Genomic DNA, 16,298 nt, shown 5'->3' on the forward strand with positions numbered 1-16,298 from the left:
GCGCTACTTCGAACACATGTTCTAGTCTTGTGGTGGACGGGAGGTGTGTGCGATGAGCGATGAGACCGGTCCTGGACGGACTGCTCGAGGGCGGGCCTGATCCTCGGCCGGCCTGAGCCTGATGGGCCGCACGCGTGATCAACGTCGCAAACCTTCGGTCATGGCGGGTCTGGTTGGGCGTTGAACCGGTATGGCGGGCGACAGGGCGGACTTGAGGCGGGATTCCGAGGATCTGTGGATAACTGTGGTGGTGCCGGACGGGGTGCCGGTGCTTTGTCCACAGGCTGCTCGTGTGCTGTGCCGGATTGTTGTAGGACTGGCTCGGAAGGAGCTCGGATCGGAGGCCGGCTCCCAGGCGGAGGGTCATGAGGTTGAGCGGCGACGAGCAGGGTGAATGGGCCGTCCTTGACGAACTGCTGGGGATGGAGGCGCTCGCCGACAAGCCAGTCGACGGTGAGGGGATCGGGCGCCTGGCGTTCTACGGGCGTTGCTCGACGGAGGACAACCAGGATCCGAAGACGTCGTTGGCTTGGCAGATGGGGGAGGCCTCGCGGTTCGTGGAGCCGCTTGGGGTCAGATCGTCGAGCAGTACTTCGACATTGGCCAGTCGCGTTCGCTGCCTTGGGAGCGGCGGGACGAGGCCAGTCGGGTCCTGCATGCGCTGAAGGATCCCGATCGTGGGTGGAACGGGTTGGTTGTCGGGGAAGCGACCCGGTGCTGGTTCAGCAACCAGTTCAGCCTGACCTGGCCGAAATTCGATCGGTATGGCGTGTCCCTGTGGATACCAAGTCTCGGTGGTCGGTTCGATCCGGAGAACACGGTCCATGACATGGCGATGACGATCACTGGTGGGTTGTCGAAGTCGGAGCGGCAGCACGTGCAGCGGCGGGTGCGTGCCGCGATGGCATCCCAGGTCCTGATTCACGGCAGGTATCAGGGCGGGCGTCCGCCGTACGGCTATCTGGTTGCTGACGCCGGGCCGCATCCGCATCCGCGGAAGGCGCAGGAAGGGCAGCGGCTGCGGGTGCTGCCCGTCGACGAGTTCGCGGCCGCGGTGGTTCAGAGGATCTTCGACCTCTATCTACAGGGTTGGGGCAACAAAGCGATCGCTGAGCTGCTCAACCGCGAGGGAATCCCTTGTCCATCAGCGCATATGCCTCGGCAGAACCGTCATCGCAAGATGGACGGCTGGCAGCATTCGAGCGTGGTGGCGATTCTCGACAATCCCCGGTACACGGGGTATGCGGTCTACGGGCGATGGCAGAAGGTCGAGGAGTTGCTTGATCCCGAGGACGTTGCAGCCGGCTATGTCGTGAGGTTCCGTCGCTCGCCGCGGGCGAAGATCGTGCGGTCGAGGGAGCCTGCGCATCCGGCGATCGTGTCGGTGGAGACGTTCACTGCTGTGCAGTTGGAGCAGCGCAGGCGGCGGTCGGGTGGCCGAGCCGGCTGGTCATCCATGGAGCGGACGCATCAGTCGCGCAAGCGGGTCTATGCCTTCCGCAGCAGGATCACTTGCGTACTCTGCGAGCGGAAGATGGAAGGTGCGACGCGGCGCAAGGACACGACGTACTACCGATGCAACGCGCGGACCCTCGTGCCTGGGTCGGCTACCGCGCTGGCACACCCACCTCAGGTCTACCTTCGTGAAGACCTCGTTACGCCAGCCGTCAATCGGTGGATCGGCCAAGTCTTCGACCCGCTCAATCGTGACGAGACCGTGAAGACTCTGCTCGCAGCCGGCGACAGCAGCGATCGGCACCTGAGGCATGTGGCCGTGCAGCGGGATCGCATCGCTGCGGCGGAAGTCGCCATGGAGCGACTGCGGCGAGCCTTCGATGCCGGCTGGGATCCGGCAGAACTGCGTGAGCAGTACAACGCGGCCGCGGCGGAGAAGCGATCGGCTGAGAAGGCGTTGGCGGCAACACAGAACGACCAAGGGATGAGTCGGCAGGAACTCGAGTCGCACGTCGATCGGCTGGGAGACCTGACCCGGGCTCTCGATCGGGCGGACCGGGAACAGCTCACTGAGCTGTACGCGGCTTTGCGACTGTCGCTCAGGTATGACCACATCGAGAAGACTGTCGATGTGGAGGTCGACCCGCTGGCCGACCGTGTGGCTAAGTTGTGTGTCCGAGGGGGGACTTGAACCCCCACGCCCCGCGAAGGGCACTAGCACCTCAAGCTAGCGCGTCTGCCTATTCCGCCACCCGGACGAGTGGTCTTGCCGCCGTAGCGACGCTGACCGGAGAACAGTAGCAAACTCCACGGGTGGAATTCACATCGGGGCTCAGCGGGCTGACGTGGGGGGCTGGGAGGGGTAGTTTGAAATTCAAGGGTCGGCTGGGAGGAGGGCCGGATGAACGCGTGGAACGCGATGACGTTCGAGGGCAAGGACACCATCCTGGGGGTGGTTCGCCGGGAGGCGGGGGAGTTCTTCGAGCTGGTCGACAGTGACGAGGTGTGGGAGGCGCCGACCGGGGCCGGGCACTGGCAGGTGCGCGATGTGGTGGCGCACATCGTGGACACCACCGAGGCGTACTTCGTGGCGTTCGACGCCGCCCGGTCGCACACCGAGGTGCCGGCAGCGTACGGGCTGCCGGGGATGGCTGCGCGGGTCGACCAGCAGGCGCTGGCGCTGCGCGACGTACCGCGGACCGAGCTGGTCGAGCGGCTCCGGGGTGACTTCGACAAGATGATGGAGATTTTCGACGCGCTCGGGCCGGACGAGTGGGGCGGGTTCAACGTGCCGCACTTCTACATGGGCCCGTTGCCGGCGTTCTTCTTCCCGGCCTTCCAGTTGATGGACTACGGGGTGCACTCGTGGGACGTGCGGCAGGGGACCGGCCGGGCGCACGGGCTGACCGGTGAGGCGGCCGACCTGCTGGTGCCGTTCATGTTCGTGCTGTGGCAGTACACGACGAAGGTGAACGAGCCCTGCGACCTCGGCATCCGGATCACCAGCGGACCGAACGCCGGCGACACGCGGGTCCTGGTCGGCCCGGACGGGATGTCGTACCAGCCCGGTGAGCCGGGTGGCACCGTGATCGAGTTCGACCCGGGTAGTTTCGTGCTGACCGCGTTCGGGCGGAGCAACTCCGGCACGATCCGCGGTGAGCGGGCCGTCGCCGACCGCTACCTGAACCTGTTTTTCCGGATCTGAGGGGGACCTGGGGTATGACGGACATCGACCTGCCGGCGATCGAGGCCGAGCGTGAGCGGATCAGAACGACGTACCTGAAGGAAGGTGGGGCGAGCTCCGCGCGCGGGCTGCACCACGTCGCGCTGCTGTGCGCGGACGTCGAGCGGACGGTGCAGTTCTATCAGGGTGTGCTCGAGTTCCCGCTCACCGAGATCGTCGGCAATCGGGACTACGAAGGCTCGAACCACTTCTTCTTCGACATCGGCAACGGCAACCTGCTGGCGTTCTTCGACTTCCCCGGCCTGGACCTCGGTCCGTACGCCGAGGTGCTCGGCGGACTGCATCACCTGGCCATCTCGGTCGAGCCGGAGAAGTGGGCGCGGCTGAAAAAGAACCTGGACGCCGCCGGCGTCGAGTACCTGGAGGAGAGCGGCACCTCGATCTACTTCCGCGACCCCGACGGCGCCCGCGTCGAACTCATCGCCGACCCCCTCGGCGAGATGTACGGCCTCAAGGTCCTCTGAGCAGCCGGGCAGCCTGCCGGGCCCTCCGCAGCGGCTCGGGAGTACGGCGTCCGGCGACGGACCGAGATACCACCGCAACCACGGTGGTGAGGTCGGTTCGCCAGCCGGAGTGCACGACCAACGGCCGAGTGCCACGCCGGGTGCGCAGCCACGTCGCAACATGTTCCGGACCGATGAACAGCGATGCCGTCGCGCCCGGCAGATCGTCCGGCCAGTCGCCGGAAGCCGTCAGCGGGCGGTGCGTCACGCCCACCGTCGGCAGGTCCAGTACGGCGCCCAACTGCAACGCCAGGCCGCCACGGCGCGGATGATCACGCCCGGTCGCATCCAGCAGGAGCACGTCGGGTCGCGGGACGAGGCGCCGTACGACGTCCTCCAGGAGGGGACCGAGGCGGAGGGCCAGCAGGCCAGGGGCGTAGGGCGCTGAGGCATGCCCCGGAACCAGGCATCGTCCGACGACGCCGCCCTGGTCCATGACGACCGAGGCACCCCAAGCCCGGTCGCCCGCCGACCCGGCGCCGGACAAGCCGCGAGCAAAGCAGACCCACGCTCCGCCGACCAGGTACGAGGCCTCGGGTGTCCATGGTGGCGGTGTTGCCCGGGCGAGGGTTTCCTGGGCCGAGACCAGCTCTGGCTCAGTGGTTGGCCAGCGCATGGATGAACCAGTCGCGAGCGAGTACGGCGACCTGCTCCAGGGTGCCCGGTTCGGCGAAGAGGTGGGTGGCGCCGGCCACTACCTGGAGATCGCTGGCGCACTGCAGTTGGCGTTGGGCCGCGCGGTTGTACTCGAGAACCGTGGTGTCGAGTTCGCCGACGATCAGCAAGGTAGGCGCCGACACGGCAGCCAGTCGTGGGCCGGCCAGGTCGACTCGGCCACCGCGGGAGACCACCGCCGCGACGGAGGTGCTGCCGGCGGCGGACCACAGGGCGGCGGCTCCGCCGGTGCTGGCGCCGAAGTAGGCGGTCGGGCCGTAGCGGTCTGCGGCCCAGTCGTGGGCGCCGCTCAAGCGGTCCGCCAGCAGTGGGATGTCGAAGACGTTGCGGCGGTCGGCGGCTTCCGCTGTCGTGAGCAGGTCGAAGAGCAGGGTGGCGAGACCGGCTCGGTTGAGGACCTGGGCGACGTACTGGTTGCGCGGGCTGTGCCGGCTGCTGTCGCTGCCGTGGGCGAAGATCACCAGGCCGCTCGACCGCGGGGGCACGACGAGGTCGCCGGGGAGGGAGGCGCCGGACGACTCGATGGTCACCGGTGCGGTGGTCATTGCGAGTCCGGGGCGGGGTGTTCGACGATCGCGATCACGCGGGTCGTGATGAAGCGAGCGGTGCGGATCGGTTTGCCGGTGCGGGTGACCTCGACGACCTCGGTCAGGTTGCGGGTGGTGTTGATCTCGACCCGGCGGCCGGCCTTGGTCGCGGCGATCTCGTACGTCGACACCCCGCTGCCGGTGTCGATGACGACTTCCACCCAGTCACCCTTCACACAGTTCAGATACCCGGCACGTCGGTTGTCATACCCGCGTGGGGGAGGATGGGCCCATGACTTCTCCGGGGACCGAGCGTACGTCGTACACACCTGACGCCGAGGTGGTGGAGCTCTGCAGCGAGCTGATCCGGATCGACACCACGAACTACGGCAACGGGAAGAGCAACGGTGAGCGGGTCGCGGCGGAGTACGTCGCGGCGAAGCTGGACGAGGTCGGGATCGAGTCCACGATCTACGAGTCGGAGCCGGGCCGGGCGACCCTGGTGGCGCACTGGGAGGGCGAGGACCAGTCGGCCGACCCGTTGCTCGTGCACGGTCACCTGGACGTCGTACCGGCCGACCCGAAGGACTGGAAGGTGGACCCGTTCGCGGGTGAGATCTTCGACGGCTGCGTGTGGGGCCGCGGCGCGGTCGACATGAAGGACTTCGACGCGATGGTGCTGTCGGTCGTCCGGGCCCGCCAGCGGGTCGGGGCGAAGCCGCGGCGCCCGGTCCGGCTGGTGTTCACCGCGGACGAGGAAGCCGGCGGCGTGTACGGCGCCCAGTGGCTGATCAACAACCACCCGGACACGGTCGCGGACTGCACCGAGGGGATCGGCGAGGTCGGCGGCTTCTCGGTCACCGTGAAGGACGACCTGCGGCTGTACCTGATCGAGACCGCGGAGAAGGGCATGAGCTGGATGCGGCTCAAGGCCCGCGGTACGGCGGGCCACGGGTCGATGGTGAACAACGACAACGCGGTCACCCACCTGGTCGAGGCGGTGACCCGGATCGGCGCGCACGAGTGGCCGCTGCGGGTCACGCCGACGGTTCGGGAGTTCCTGAAGACGCTGGAGGACGTGCTCGAGGTCGAGCTCGACCCCGACGACATGACCGAGACGCTGGCGAAGCTGGGCAGCTTCAGCCGGATGTTCGGCGCCACCATCCGCAACACCGCGAACCCGACGATGCTGAACGCCGGCTACAAGGTGAACGTGATCCCCGGCGACGCCGAGGCGCACATCGACGGCCGGTTCCTGCCCGGCTACGAGGACGAGTTCTTCGCCACCATCGACGAGCTCATCGGCGACAAGGTACGGCGCGAGGCGGTGGTCGAGGACATCGCGCTGGAGACCGAGTTCAGCGGCGGCCTGGTCGAGGCGATGAAGGCGTGCCTGGCGGCCGAGGACCCGCAGAGCCGCACCGCGCCGCTGCTGATGTCGGGCGGCACGGACGCCAAGTCGTGGAGCCGGCTCGGCGTCCGGTGCTTCGGGTTCGTGCCGTTGCAGCTGCCGCCGGACCTGGACTTCATGGGCATGTTCCACGGCATCGACGAGCGCGTCCCGACCAGCGCCCTGGAGTTCGGCTCCCGGGTGCTCGACCGGTTCCTCGACGAGGCCTGAGGTCAGCCGCGCAGCCGGGACGGCCGGTGGGTGATCTCCTCGATGTCCTGCGCCGCCGCGAGCACCAGGCGGTGGGACAGCTCGGACAGCGCCCGCGCGGCCGCCAGCTCGTCGCCGATCTGCGGCACCTCGACGTCGTTCGGGTGCCGGTACGCCGTACCGCGTCCGGCCAGCTGTTCTCCCTCGGTCCGCAGCCGGGCCTCGGCGTGCGTCGTCCGTTCGTCCTCGACCTCGTCGATCACGATGTCAACAGTCCACTGCCGCTTTGTCATGGCACCCACCTCCTTCCTAGCGTCGTCCCGCAGGCCACCACTCACAAGAGGTTGAGCGTGGTGCGGAGGCTCGGGAGGTACCGGATCAGGGGCTGGGGCGGAGTCGGTGTGGTGACGAGGGACAGGGTGAGGCGGTAGCGGAAGGGGGCGGGGACCAGGCGTTCGCCGGGGCGGAGCTCGGTGGCGAGCGCGCTGCGGGGGACGAGGGCGAGTTGGGTACGGCGACGGGCCATGGCGACCGTGGTGCTGAGCGTCACGCCGCGGCGGGGGATCGCGCCGAGGGCGACCAGCCGGGTGTGGATGTCCTCGGCCCCGCGGTCGTAGGTGGAGAAGGGGATCGGCCGGTCCTTCAGCGGGTGTTTGCCGCGGCCGGGCGGGACGGCGCCGGGTGGGACGAACAGCACGAGCTCGTCCCGGCCGACCCGGCGTGCGACGGTGCCACGGGGGAGCGTCATCTGGTCGGCGATCGCGATGAACGCGGCGTCCATGGTGCCCTCCGCGATCCGTTCGACCAGGAAGTGGCCGTGGTCGACCTGTTGCTGGATGTCCAGGTCGGGCAGGTCCGCGTCCAGGACCGGGAACAGGATCGGCGCGATGCTGGCGAAGGTGCCGATGACGAGCCGGTGTCCGGCGGCGGCCGACCGGGTGGCGGCGTACACCTCCTCGAGGTGGCTGAGGATGTGGTCGGCCCGGCGGCAGAGCTCGGCGCCGGCCGGAGTCGGGCGGGCGCCGCGGGTGTCGCGTTCGAACAGCTTCGTGTCACACATGCGCTCGAGCCGGGCCAGGCGCTGCGACGCGGACGGCTGCGAGATCCGCAGCTCGCGGGCCGCGGTGCCGACCGCGCCGGTCCGGCCGATCGCTTGCACCAGCCGGAGGTCCTCGACCGATGGTAATGAGGCCATAGGTGCAGCCTATGGCAATCACCAAGCCTGCGCCGACTACCGGGACGGACCGGGAACTCCAAGAATGAAAGGTGTGAGAGCCCGGAGCGAAGCACTCGCGCTGCTGGTAGGCGGAGGGGCGGCGGACCTGGCGCTCCGGTTCACGCAGGTGGCGTTGCCGTTGGTGGTTCTGCATGAGACGGGCTCGGTTGCCGCCACCGGGCTGGTCGGCGGTGCGTCCGGCGTACCGGTGCTGCTGTCGCCGTGGTGGGCGAGGAGGGCGCGGCAGTGGGTGGACTCGGGTCCTCGGCTGGCAGTGATTGCAGCCATCCAGGCGGTGGCTCTGGCGAGTGTGCCGGCTGCCGCCATGCTGGGCCTCGTCACACCCGGGTTGCTGGTGGTCAGCGGTCTACTGCTCGGCTGCGGCGAGGCCCTGTCCAATCCAGGGCGGTCAGCGCTGCTGGCTGACACCGGAGACCGGTGGGGCGAGGGCAAGGCCGTCGTACTGCTGACCTGGCAGGACGGCCTCCGCAGGGTCGGCATGATGGTCGGACCGGTCATCGGTGCCTTTGCGGTGTCGACCGGCCTCACCAACGGGCTGCTGTGGGTGGAGGCCGTCGGTGTGCTGGCAGCAGGGCTCTTGGCGTGCACCGTGAAGGCAGAGCGTGCTCCTGAGGGCACTGCGACCCCGTCGATCCGGGCCAGTCTCAAGACGCGTCCGGACGTGCTCTACGGCTGGATTGTCCGTGGGACCGGCTGCGTGACGTGGTTCGCGTTCACGCTGGGGCTGTCGGTGATCGGTGCGCAGCGCGGCGAGCCCGGTGTCTATCTCGCGGCCGGCATGACCGGGTACGGCGTTGGGTCGGTGATCGGCACGACGATCTCGCTGGCCGTCGTACGGCGGCTGCCGCCAGTACCGCTCGCCGCCGGAGCGTGGGCCTTCATGGGACTGTGCTGGGCCGGGATGGGACTGTGGACGCATCCGCCGGTCATTGCCCTGATGGGCGCACTTTCGGGCGTCAGCGTGGTGCTCGGGATCGCCGCCATCTCGGTCGTGATCACGCGGACCTCGGCAGGCGCCGAGCGGCGGGCGTTGCTGTCCGGGCAGACGGTCGTGGTCAACGCGGGGAGCTCGGCCGGGTTGCTGGCCGGCGGGCCGATCATCGCGGCGGCCGGCGCCGAGCACACCCTGATCGGCGCCGGCCTGCTCACCACGCTGGTCGCGCTGGTAATCCTGGTGAAAGCCGGGCCGTCGCGGTGCGACACTGCCGAGCATGTCCGAGATCGTGATCACCACCCTGGCCGAGCGGCCTGAGGTCACCGGCTGGCTGGGCGACTTCTGGAACGTCTGGCCGCAGTTCATGCTGCAGGACCTGGTCGCCGACGCGCTGCTCGGTGTGGTGCCGGAGGAGTTCGCCGACCAGTGCCTGATCGCGACCGACAACGGCGAGCTGGTCGCGCACTCGCGCAGCATCCCGTTCGCGTTCCCGCTCGAGGACCGGCCCGAACTGCCGTCGCGCGGCTGGGACCAGGTGCTGACCTGGGGCGTCGAGGACCTCCGCCGCGGCCGCGAGACCAACGTGTCGAGCGCCCTGGAGATCGTGATCAAACCGAGCCACCTCGGCCGGGGCCTGTCCTACCGGATGCTGGCCGCGATGCGCGACGCGGTGAAGGCGAAGGGCCACACCACCCTCTACGCTCCCGTCCGCCCGAACGGCAAGACCGACGCCCGGATGCCGATGAGCCAGTACGTCGGCCAGACCCGGAACGACGGCCTCCCGGTCGACCCGTGGCTCCGCGTCCACGTGAAGGCGGGCGGCAAGATCGTCAAGGTCGCCTCGACGTCGATGCTGATCGCCGGCTCCCTGGCCGAGTGGCGCGAGTGGACCGGGCTGCCGTTCGACCAGTCCGGCGAGGTGATCGTCCCCCAAGCCCTCGTCCCGGTCCTGGCCGACGTGGACCACGACCGCGCCGTCTACGTGGAACCCAACGTCTGGGTCCGGCACGACCTCTGAAACCCCAACTATTCGGGGTGCCCGAGCCGCCCGGCGCGCCGCAGCATCAGAGGCATGAGCACGACGGAACGCAACAAGACCACCGTCCGCGACCTGATCGACGGACTGTTCAGCAAAGGCGACCTCGGCGCGGTCGACACCTACCTCGCCGAGGACTTCGTCAACCATGACCCGCCGTTCGGCGTCACGCCGGACCGGGACGGGATGCGGGTCGCGGGGGCGTTGATGCGGGAAGCCTTCCCGGACTGGCACAGCGAGCTGCACCAACTCGTTGCCGAGGGCGACATCGTGGTCGAGCGGTTCACCGCGAGCGGAACCCAGCGCGGCGAGGTGATGGGCGTCGCGCCGACCGGGAAACAGGTCAGCCTGCGCGGGATCAACATCTTCCGGCTGCGCGACGGTCTGGTCGTCGAACGCTGGGGCCGCCTGGACGAACTCGGGTTCCTTCGCGACCTGGGCGTCGTACCGGATCAGCCGTAGCATCGCGATCATGAGGGCGGCGGACCGCCTGGAAGTGCTGATCCAGCGGTGCTACGCGGGGCTGGACCCCGATCAGCTGCGGTCCGAGACGCTGACCCGGCTGCGGAAGCTGATGACGATCGACGCCGCGTTCTTCGCGACCGTGGACCCCGCGACCGTGCTGTTCACCTCCGCGAGGGCGGACGAGCCGCTGGCCACCATGACCGAGCAGTTCCTGGCGAACGAGTTCGGGCAGGACGACGTGAACAAGTTCGCCGCCCTCGCGGCCGCGCCCGACCCGGTGAGCTCGCTCGGCCACGCGACGAAGGGCGAGTGGCCGATCAGCACCCGGTACGTCGAGGTGATGCGGCCACTCGGTCTCGGCGACGAACTCCGGGCGGCGCTGGTCTCGAACGGACGCTGCTGGGGTGTGATCTGCCTGCATCGGGAGGACGCCGACGCGGGCTTCTCCGAGCAGGAGATTCAACTGGTACGGCGCCTTGGCCCGCATCTCGCCGAGGGCCTTCGGAGAAGCATGCTCACCGGGTCTGACGGGGGCGGCGACGTCGGGCCCGGAGTGGTGGTTCTGAATTCGAAGCACGAGATCGAGTCGGTCAGCGTGGAGGCCGAGCACTGGATGGCTGAGCTGGAGCCGGAGCGCCGTACCGAGGTGCCGATGGCGGTGCGGGCTGCGGCGGTGCAGTTGCAACGGGTGCACGAACTGCCGGAGACGCCGGTGCTGAAGGTGCGGACCACGCGGGGCCGCTGGCTCGCGCTGCATGCGTCGACGCTGCGGGGAGTGGACGGGCAGCGGACGGCAGTCGTGCTGGAACCGGCCACCGCGGCTCAACTCGGGTCGTTCCTGCTCGATGTCTACGGGCTGACACCGGCTCAGCAGCGGGTCACGGAGCTCCTGCTCAAGGGCTACTCGACCCGGCAGATCGTGGACCAGCTGTGCCTGTCGCCGCACACCGTGCAGGAACACGTCCGGGCAGCCTTCGACAAGGTCGGTGTCGGCAGCCGCCGCGAGCTGGTGACGGTCTTGCTCAGAGGGTCCGCATGACGCGGATGATGCGGCGGCGGAGCCAGACTCGGCGGGTGCCGTCGGGGTAGCGGCGGAGGCGGGCGAGCTCCCAGCCGCCGTACTCCGCGTGCTCGGTCAGCAACCGGCGGACGGCGCCGCGCGACTCCGTCCTGGACACCTCGAACTGCTGCAGTTCGTATTCGGCCATCCGCACCTCCAACTGCTACGACACATCCTCCAGCGCTGCGACGATCGCGGGTGGGAGAGTGAGCTCCTCCACACCCAGGACCGACTTCAGTTGCATCGCCGTCCGGGCCCCGACGATCGCCGCCGACACGCCCGGCCGGTCCCGCACCCAGGTGAGCGCCACCTCGAGCGGTGTCCAGCCGAGCCCGTCGGCGGCTCGTGCGACTGCCTCCACGATGCCCGAACCGCGGCCGTCGAGGTAGGGGTCGACGAATCTGGACAGATGCTGAGACGCCGCCCGCGAGTCCGCCGGGATCCCGGTGCGGTACTTCCCAGTCAACACACCGCGGCCAAGCGGCGACCAGGCCAGGACGCCGATCCCGAGCCCGCCGGCCGCGCGGATCGCGTCCGCCTCGGCGTCCCGGGCGAGCAGCGAGTACTCCACCTGGTTCGACACCGGGACCGCGCGACCGGGCCACGCCTGCTGCCAGGTGACCGCGCGGGCCGACTTCCACCCCGCGTAGTTCGAGACTCCGACGTACCGGACCTTGCCCGAGTTCACCGCGTGGTCGAGCGCCGACAGCGTCTCCTCCAGCGGTACGTCGTCCGACCAGGTGTGCAGCTGCCAGAGGTCGATGTGGTCGACGTTCAGCCGGCGCAGCGAACCTTCCAGGTCGCGCAGCAGGGCGCCCCGGGAGGTGTCGGTGATCCGCTCGCCGCGGCGGACGCTGAAACCGGCCTTGGTCGCGATCACCAGGTCGTCTCGGTCCACCACGTCGCCGAGCAGCGAGCCGATCAGTCGCTCGCTGTCACCGTCCCCGTACGCCGCCGCGGTGTCGATCAGGGTGCCACCGGCGGCCACGAACGCGGCCAGCTGCTCGCGCGCCTCGTGCTCGTCGGTGTCCCGCCCCCAGGACATGGTGCCGAGGCCGAGCCGGCTCACCGCCAGTCCACTGTGACCGAGATAGCGCTGCTGCATGTGCCGAGCCTATTGGCCGCCACCGACAACGGCTCGTTAGGCTCGCCTGTCATGCGACTCGGACTCAACATCGGCTTCGTCTTCGGTGGCGACGACCATCTGGATCACCTGAGGCTGGTGAAGGAGGCCGAACGGCTCGGTTTCTCGGTCACCTGGGCCGCTGAGGCGTACGGCTCGGACGCCGCCACGCTGCTGACCTGGATCGCCGCCCAGACCACGACCATCGACGTCGGCGCCGCGGTCTTCCAGATCCCGGCCCGGACCCCGGCGATGACCGCGATGACCGCGGCCACCCTGGACCGGCTGTCCGGCGGCCGGTTCCGGCTCGGCCTCGGCGTGTCCGGCCCGCAGGTGTCCGAGGGCTGGCATGGGGTCCGGTTCGACAAGCCGCTGGCCCGGACCCGCGAGTACGTGGCGATTGTGAACGCGGCGATGCGGCGTGAGACCGTGAGGTTCGAGGGCGAGCACTTCACCCTGCCGTTGCCCGATGGCCCGGGCAAGCCGCTCAAGCTGTCCATCCACCCGCTCCGCGACCACGTGCCGGTGTACCTTGCCGCGGTCGGCCCGAAGAACCTCGAACTGGCCGGCGAGATCGCCGACGGCTGGCTCGGCATCCTGAACGACCCCGCCTATCTGGGAGAGCAGTTGAAACACATCGCGACGGGCCGCGAGGCGCGTCAGGAAGGGCTCGACGGGTTCGACGTCGTCGCGTCCGTGCCGGTGATGACCGGTGACGACCTGCAGGCCGCGGCCGACCCGATCCGTGGGTACGCCGCTCTCTACATCGGCGGCATGGGCAGCCGGGAGAAGAACTTCTACAACGCCCTGGCGGTCCGGATGGGGTACGCCGAGGAGGCCAAGCGGATCCAGGACCTGTACCTGGCCAAGCAGCACCGCGACGCGATGGCCGCCGTACCGCACGGGTTCATCGACTCGATCTCGCTGCTCGGCGGCAAGGAGCGGATGGCCGAGAAGCTCACCGCGTACGCCGAGGCCGGGGCGACCACGGTCGCGCTGACCCCGTTCGCGCCGACGGTCGAGCAGCGGATCGCCGACCTGCGCACGGTCGCCGAGGCCCTCGAGCTCGCCGGGGTCGGTGAGTAAGTGTCCATCTGGGAAGCCATCATCCTGGGCATCGTCGAGGGGCTCACCGAGTTCCTCCCGGTGTCGAGCACCGGGCACCTCACCATCGCCTCGAAGATGCTCGGCCAGCAGATCGACGACCCGGCGATCACCGCGTTCACCGCGGTGATCCAGTTCGGCGCGATCGCGGCCGTGGTGCTGTTCATGTGGAAGGACATCCGGACGTACGCCGTCGCCTGGTTCAAGGGGATCCGGCACCCCGAGTACCGCGGCGAGTTCGACCACCGGATGGGCTGGTTCGTGATCGTCGGCTCCCTCCCGATCTGCATCGTCGGCTACCTCGGCCGGGAGATCATCTCGGGCCCGCTGCGCAGCATGTGGTGGGTCGCGGCGTCGTTGATCGGCTGGTCGTTCGTGATGGTCGCGGCCGAACGGCTCAGCAGCAAGTCCCGGCCGCTCACGCGGATCACGCTGATCGACGCCGTCGTGATGGGCGTCATCCAGTGCCTGGCGCTGATTCCGGGCGTCTCGCGGTCCGGCGCCACCATCTCGGCCGGACTGTTCTGCGGTCTGGACCGGGTCGCGGCGACGAAGATGGCGTTCCTGCTCGGCATCCCGGCCCTGGTCGGAGCCGCGATCTTCGAGCTCCCGCACGCGCTTGACGGCAGCGTCGGCCTGATGCCGGTGCTGGTCGGAACCGTCGTCAGCTTCATCGTCGCCTACGCGTCGGTCGCCTGGCTGCTCAAGTTCGTCGCCAAACACACGATCGAGGTCTTCGCCTTCTACCGCGTCCTCCTCGGCATCGTCATCGTCATCCTCCTGGCGACCAGCACCATCACCGCCACCTGACGCAGGCAGCCGTCGAACGTCCGGCCGGGGTCGACCACGTCCTCGTCAGGGCGCGCAGGGAATTGATGGATGGGGCCTGACGGACAGGTAGTGCACCTGCGAGACGCCGGTCCGCCGGCGCGGGCTCACGCTCCACTGCACTATCCACTGCGGGGCACCACCTGTCGGTCGGCACACCAATCCCTTCCGGCGGCCCAACCACCGACGGCACATCTGGCCGGTTGGCCCGAAGGCTCTTGGCCAGCCCATCACTCGAGGGGAAATCCGGCCGCGGTGGGGGTTCTCCGGCGGCATACGAAGGGAGAACCCCGGAGTCGGACGGATATCCCCTCCGATCGGCGGTGGGATCGCCGTGCTGACAACCTGAACCTGCCGGATGTCGCGGCGGTAGCCCGCGGGTCACGGTGATGGCCGGAGAGGATGCACTGGCGATAGCCGGGGTGGGTGGGCGGCAGCCCGCGGCTCCGGGCGATAGCCCGCATGTCCGGCGAAGGCCGGCGAGTCCGGGCCGTAGCCCGGGTGGGATGCATCGGCGATGGGCCGGGGGATGGGTGGGAGCCTGACGAGGAGCGGCGCGATGAGGAACGGCTGCGGAGCGCGCGTGGGACTTACAGCCAGCCGACCTTGCGGAAGAAGCGGTACATGGTGAAGCAGACGGTGGCCATCAGGAGGAGTACGGCGTAGTAGCCGTAGTGCCAGCGCAGTTCGGGCATGTTGTCGAAGTTCATGCCGTAGATCCCGGCCACCATGGTCGGGACGGCGGCGATGGCGACCCACGCCGAGATCCGGCGCATGTCGTCGTTCTGCTGGACCGAGACGCGGGCCAGGTGCGCGTTGAGGGCCGAGCTGAGCAGGACGTCGAGGGCCTCGGTCTGGTCGGAGACCCGGTTGACGTGGTCGGCGACGTCGCGGAAGAACGGCGCCGCCTTCGGGCTGATCCCGGGGACGCCGTGCGCGAACTGCTCCATCGGGTCGCGCAGCGGCTGGATCGCGCGGCGCATCTCGAGCACCTCGCGCTTGAGTTTGTAGATCCGCTCGGCGTCGCTGGTGCGTTCGGGGGAGAACACCGAGCTCTCGACCTCGTCGACGTCGATCTCGACCTGCTCGGCGACCTCCTCGTAGTCGTCGACCACCGAGTCGCAGATCGCCCACAGTACGGCGGCCGGACCGTGACCGAGCATGGACGCGCGATCCTCCAGCTGCTGCCGCGCCGTGGCCAGCTCCCCGCCTTCGCCGTGCCGGACGGTGACGACGTACCGCGGGCCGATGAAGACGCTCAGCTGGCCGGTCTCCACCGCGTCGCCCTCGTCGACGTACCAGAGGGTGCGCAGTACGACGACGATCGCCTCGCCGAACCGTTCGACCTTGGGCCGCTGGTGGGCCTTGAGGGCGTCCTCGACGGCGAGCTCGTGCAGGCCGAACAGCCCCTGAACCCGGCGCATCTCGGCGTCCGACGGCTCGTGCAGGCCGACCCACCCGAAGCACCGGCCGTCGTCGTCGATGGCCTGGGCAACGGTCTCCGGATCCCTGGGCAGGTCCCGCCGTTCCCCCTCGGCATAAACGCCGCAGTCCACGATCACCCGTCCATCATGTCAGCAGGACTTGCCCCGACCGGATAACGTGCAGGGCATGCCCACGGTGATTCTGGTTCGGCACGGTCGTAGCGCGGCGAACACGTCCGGCACGCTGGCCGGCCGCACGCCGGGGGTGAAGCTGGACGAGACCGGGGTGCAGCAGGCCGAGGCGGTCGCGCAGCGGCTGGCCGGGCTGCCGCTGGCGGCGATCGTCACGTCGCCGCTGGACCGCTGCAAGCAGACCGCGGCGGCGATCGCGAAGCACCACCCGGAGTTGCGTCCGGCAACGGATCGCCGGCTGACCGAGTGCGGGTACGGCGACTGGACCGGGCAGAAGCTGTCCACGCTGATGAAGGACCCGCTGTGGCCGGTCGTGCAGCAGCATCCGTCGGCCGTGATTGAACAGGTCGGCCTCGCTGGCTGTCGGCAGGCGTGAGACCCAGGCGTCGCG

The 16,298-nt window shown here is 69.1% G+C and carries 19 protein-coding genes and 1 tRNA gene; 11 read left to right on the plus strand and 9 right to left on the minus strand.

Going from position 1 to position 16,298, the window contains the following annotated elements; all coding sequences use genetic code 11:
* The first annotated feature begins 529 nt into the window (after positions 1 to 529).
* Positions 530 to 2,146 carry a recombinase family protein gene (locus tag ACWCOV_RS39905; RefSeq protein WP_449834583.1) on the plus strand — a complete coding sequence of 539 codons (1,617 nt, stop codon included), beginning with the start codon at positions 530 to 532 and terminating at the stop codon, positions 2,144 to 2,146.
* Here the strand turns inward: ACWCOV_RS39905 and ACWCOV_RS39910 are convergent.
* Positions 2,128 to 2,213 (minus strand) — tRNA-Leu (locus tag ACWCOV_RS39910). The genes ACWCOV_RS39905 and ACWCOV_RS39910 overlap by 19 nt on opposite strands.
* A 143-nt stretch (positions 2,214 to 2,356) precedes the next feature.
* Here ACWCOV_RS39910 and ACWCOV_RS39915 point away from each other — a divergent pair.
* Both ACWCOV_RS39915 and ACWCOV_RS39920 read left to right on the plus strand, forming a co-directional pair.
* Positions 2,357 to 3,160, plus strand: a complete 804-nt coding sequence (locus ACWCOV_RS39915; protein WP_449834584.1) for a maleylpyruvate isomerase family mycothiol-dependent enzyme — start codon at positions 2,357 to 2,359, stop codon at positions 3,158 to 3,160.
* Positions 3,161 to 3,174: 14 nt separating this feature from the next.
* Entirely contained in the window at positions 3,175 to 3,663 is a 489-nt protein-coding gene (locus tag ACWCOV_RS39920) for a VOC family protein (RefSeq protein ID WP_449834585.1), read from the plus strand.
* Here ACWCOV_RS39920 and ACWCOV_RS39925 read toward each other — a convergent pair.
* Genes ACWCOV_RS39925 through ACWCOV_RS39935 form a run of 3 tightly spaced genes read right to left on the minus strand, consistent with a single transcriptional unit; the run spans position 3,650 to position 5,125 of the window.
* Positions 3,650 to 4,318, minus strand: a complete 669-nt coding sequence (locus tag ACWCOV_RS39925; protein WP_449834586.1) for an endonuclease V — start codon at positions 4,316 to 4,318, stop codon at positions 3,650 to 3,652. The two genes, ACWCOV_RS39920 and ACWCOV_RS39925, sit on opposite strands and share 14 nt — an antisense overlap.
* Positions 4,299 to 4,922: a dienelactone hydrolase family protein gene (locus ACWCOV_RS39930; RefSeq protein ID WP_449834587.1), complete on the minus strand. Its 624-nt coding sequence runs from the start codon at positions 4,920 to 4,922 to the stop codon at positions 4,299 to 4,301. The genes ACWCOV_RS39925 and ACWCOV_RS39930 overlap by 20 nt, the downstream gene beginning before the upstream one ends.
* Positions 4,919 to 5,125 (minus strand): hypothetical protein, encoded by a 207-nt coding sequence (locus tag ACWCOV_RS39935; protein WP_449834588.1) that lies wholly within the window; start codon positions 5,123 to 5,125, stop codon positions 4,919 to 4,921. Before ACWCOV_RS39935 ends, ACWCOV_RS39930 begins: the two co-directional genes overlap by 4 nt.
* Positions 5,126 to 5,196: 71 nt before the next feature.
* On the opposite strand from ACWCOV_RS39935, the gene ACWCOV_RS39940 reads away from it, so the two are divergent.
* Positions 5,197 to 6,525, plus strand: a complete 1,329-nt coding sequence (locus ACWCOV_RS39940) for a M20/M25/M40 family metallo-hydrolase (protein ID WP_449834589.1) — start codon at positions 5,197 to 5,199, stop codon at positions 6,523 to 6,525.
* Between the two features lie 2 nt (positions 6,526 to 6,527).
* Here ACWCOV_RS39940 and ACWCOV_RS39945 read toward each other — a convergent pair whose 3' ends face one another.
* Positions 6,528 to 6,797, minus strand: coding sequence for a DUF1876 domain-containing protein (locus ACWCOV_RS39945; RefSeq protein ID WP_449834590.1), 270 nt, complete (start codon positions 6,795 to 6,797; stop codon positions 6,528 to 6,530).
* A 41-nt stretch (positions 6,798 to 6,838) separates the two neighbouring features.
* Positions 6,839 to 7,699 carry a LysR family transcriptional regulator gene (locus ACWCOV_RS39950; RefSeq protein WP_449834591.1) on the minus strand — a complete coding sequence of 287 codons (861 nt, stop codon included), beginning with the start codon at positions 7,697 to 7,699 and terminating at the stop codon, positions 6,839 to 6,841.
* Positions 7,700 to 7,763: 64 nt separating this feature from the next.
* Between ACWCOV_RS39950 and ACWCOV_RS39955 the strand changes: the two genes are divergently transcribed.
* From ACWCOV_RS39955 to ACWCOV_RS39970, 4 genes are read left to right on the plus strand one after another with little or no spacing between them, the layout of a single operon-like run.
* Entirely contained in the window at positions 7,764 to 8,993 is a 1,230-nt protein-coding gene (locus ACWCOV_RS39955) for an MFS transporter (protein ID WP_449834592.1), read from the plus strand.
* Positions 8,953 to 9,693 carry an N-acetyltransferase gene (locus tag ACWCOV_RS39960; RefSeq protein ID WP_449834593.1) on the plus strand — a complete coding sequence of 247 codons (741 nt, stop codon included), beginning with the start codon at positions 8,953 to 8,955 and terminating at the stop codon, positions 9,691 to 9,693. The genes ACWCOV_RS39955 and ACWCOV_RS39960 overlap by 41 nt, the downstream gene beginning before the upstream one ends.
* 54 nt (positions 9,694 to 9,747) lie before the next feature.
* The gene (locus tag ACWCOV_RS39965; RefSeq protein ID WP_449834594.1) at positions 9,748 to 10,173 is read left to right on the plus strand and encodes an ester cyclase; all 426 of its coding nucleotides are present in this window, start codon (positions 9,748 to 9,750) and stop codon (positions 10,171 to 10,173) included.
* A gap of 10 nt (positions 10,174 to 10,183) precedes the next feature.
* On the plus strand, positions 10,184 to 11,215 hold the full coding sequence (locus tag ACWCOV_RS39970) for a LuxR C-terminal-related transcriptional regulator (protein ID WP_449834595.1): 1,032 nt from the start codon (positions 10,184 to 10,186) through the stop codon (positions 11,213 to 11,215).
* Here ACWCOV_RS39970 and ACWCOV_RS39975 read toward each other — a convergent pair.
* Together ACWCOV_RS39975 and ACWCOV_RS39980 are read right to left on the minus strand one after the other, a co-directional pair.
* Positions 11,199 to 11,384, minus strand: a complete 186-nt coding sequence (locus ACWCOV_RS39975) for a DUF5703 family protein (RefSeq protein WP_130448421.1) — start codon at positions 11,382 to 11,384, stop codon at positions 11,199 to 11,201. The two genes, ACWCOV_RS39970 and ACWCOV_RS39975, sit on opposite strands and share 17 nt — an antisense overlap.
* A 15-nt stretch (positions 11,385 to 11,399) precedes the next feature.
* The gene (locus ACWCOV_RS39980) at positions 11,400 to 12,341 is read right to left on the minus strand and encodes an aldo/keto reductase (protein ID WP_449834596.1); all 942 of its coding nucleotides are present in this window, start codon (positions 12,339 to 12,341) and stop codon (positions 11,400 to 11,402) included.
* Between the two features lie 51 nt (positions 12,342 to 12,392).
* On the opposite strand from ACWCOV_RS39980, the gene ACWCOV_RS39985 reads away from it, so the two are divergent.
* A complete protein-coding gene (locus ACWCOV_RS39985; RefSeq protein ID WP_449834597.1) occupies positions 12,393 to 13,445 on the plus strand; it encodes an LLM class F420-dependent oxidoreductase in 1,053 nt (350 codons plus the stop codon).
* Positions 13,446 to 14,273, plus strand: a complete 828-nt coding sequence (locus tag ACWCOV_RS39990; protein WP_449834598.1) for an undecaprenyl-diphosphate phosphatase — start codon at positions 13,446 to 13,448, stop codon at positions 14,271 to 14,273.
* Positions 14,274 to 14,881: 608 nt separating this feature from the next.
* On the opposite strand, the gene corA is transcribed toward ACWCOV_RS39990, so the two are convergent.
* Positions 14,882 to 15,853: a magnesium/cobalt transporter CorA gene (corA, locus tag ACWCOV_RS39995; protein WP_449834599.1), complete on the minus strand. Its 972-nt coding sequence runs from the start codon at positions 15,851 to 15,853 to the stop codon at positions 14,882 to 14,884.
* 49 nt (positions 15,854 to 15,902) lie between these two features.
* Here corA and ACWCOV_RS40000 point away from each other — a divergent pair, with 49 nt between their 5' ends.
* Positions 15,903 to 16,283 carry a histidine phosphatase family protein gene (locus tag ACWCOV_RS40000; protein WP_449834600.1) on the plus strand — a complete coding sequence of 127 codons (381 nt, stop codon included), beginning with the start codon at positions 15,903 to 15,905 and terminating at the stop codon, positions 16,281 to 16,283.
* Positions 16,284 to 16,298 lie beyond the last annotated feature (15 nt).

This window comes from Kribbella sp. NPDC002412 (assembly GCF_053592935.1).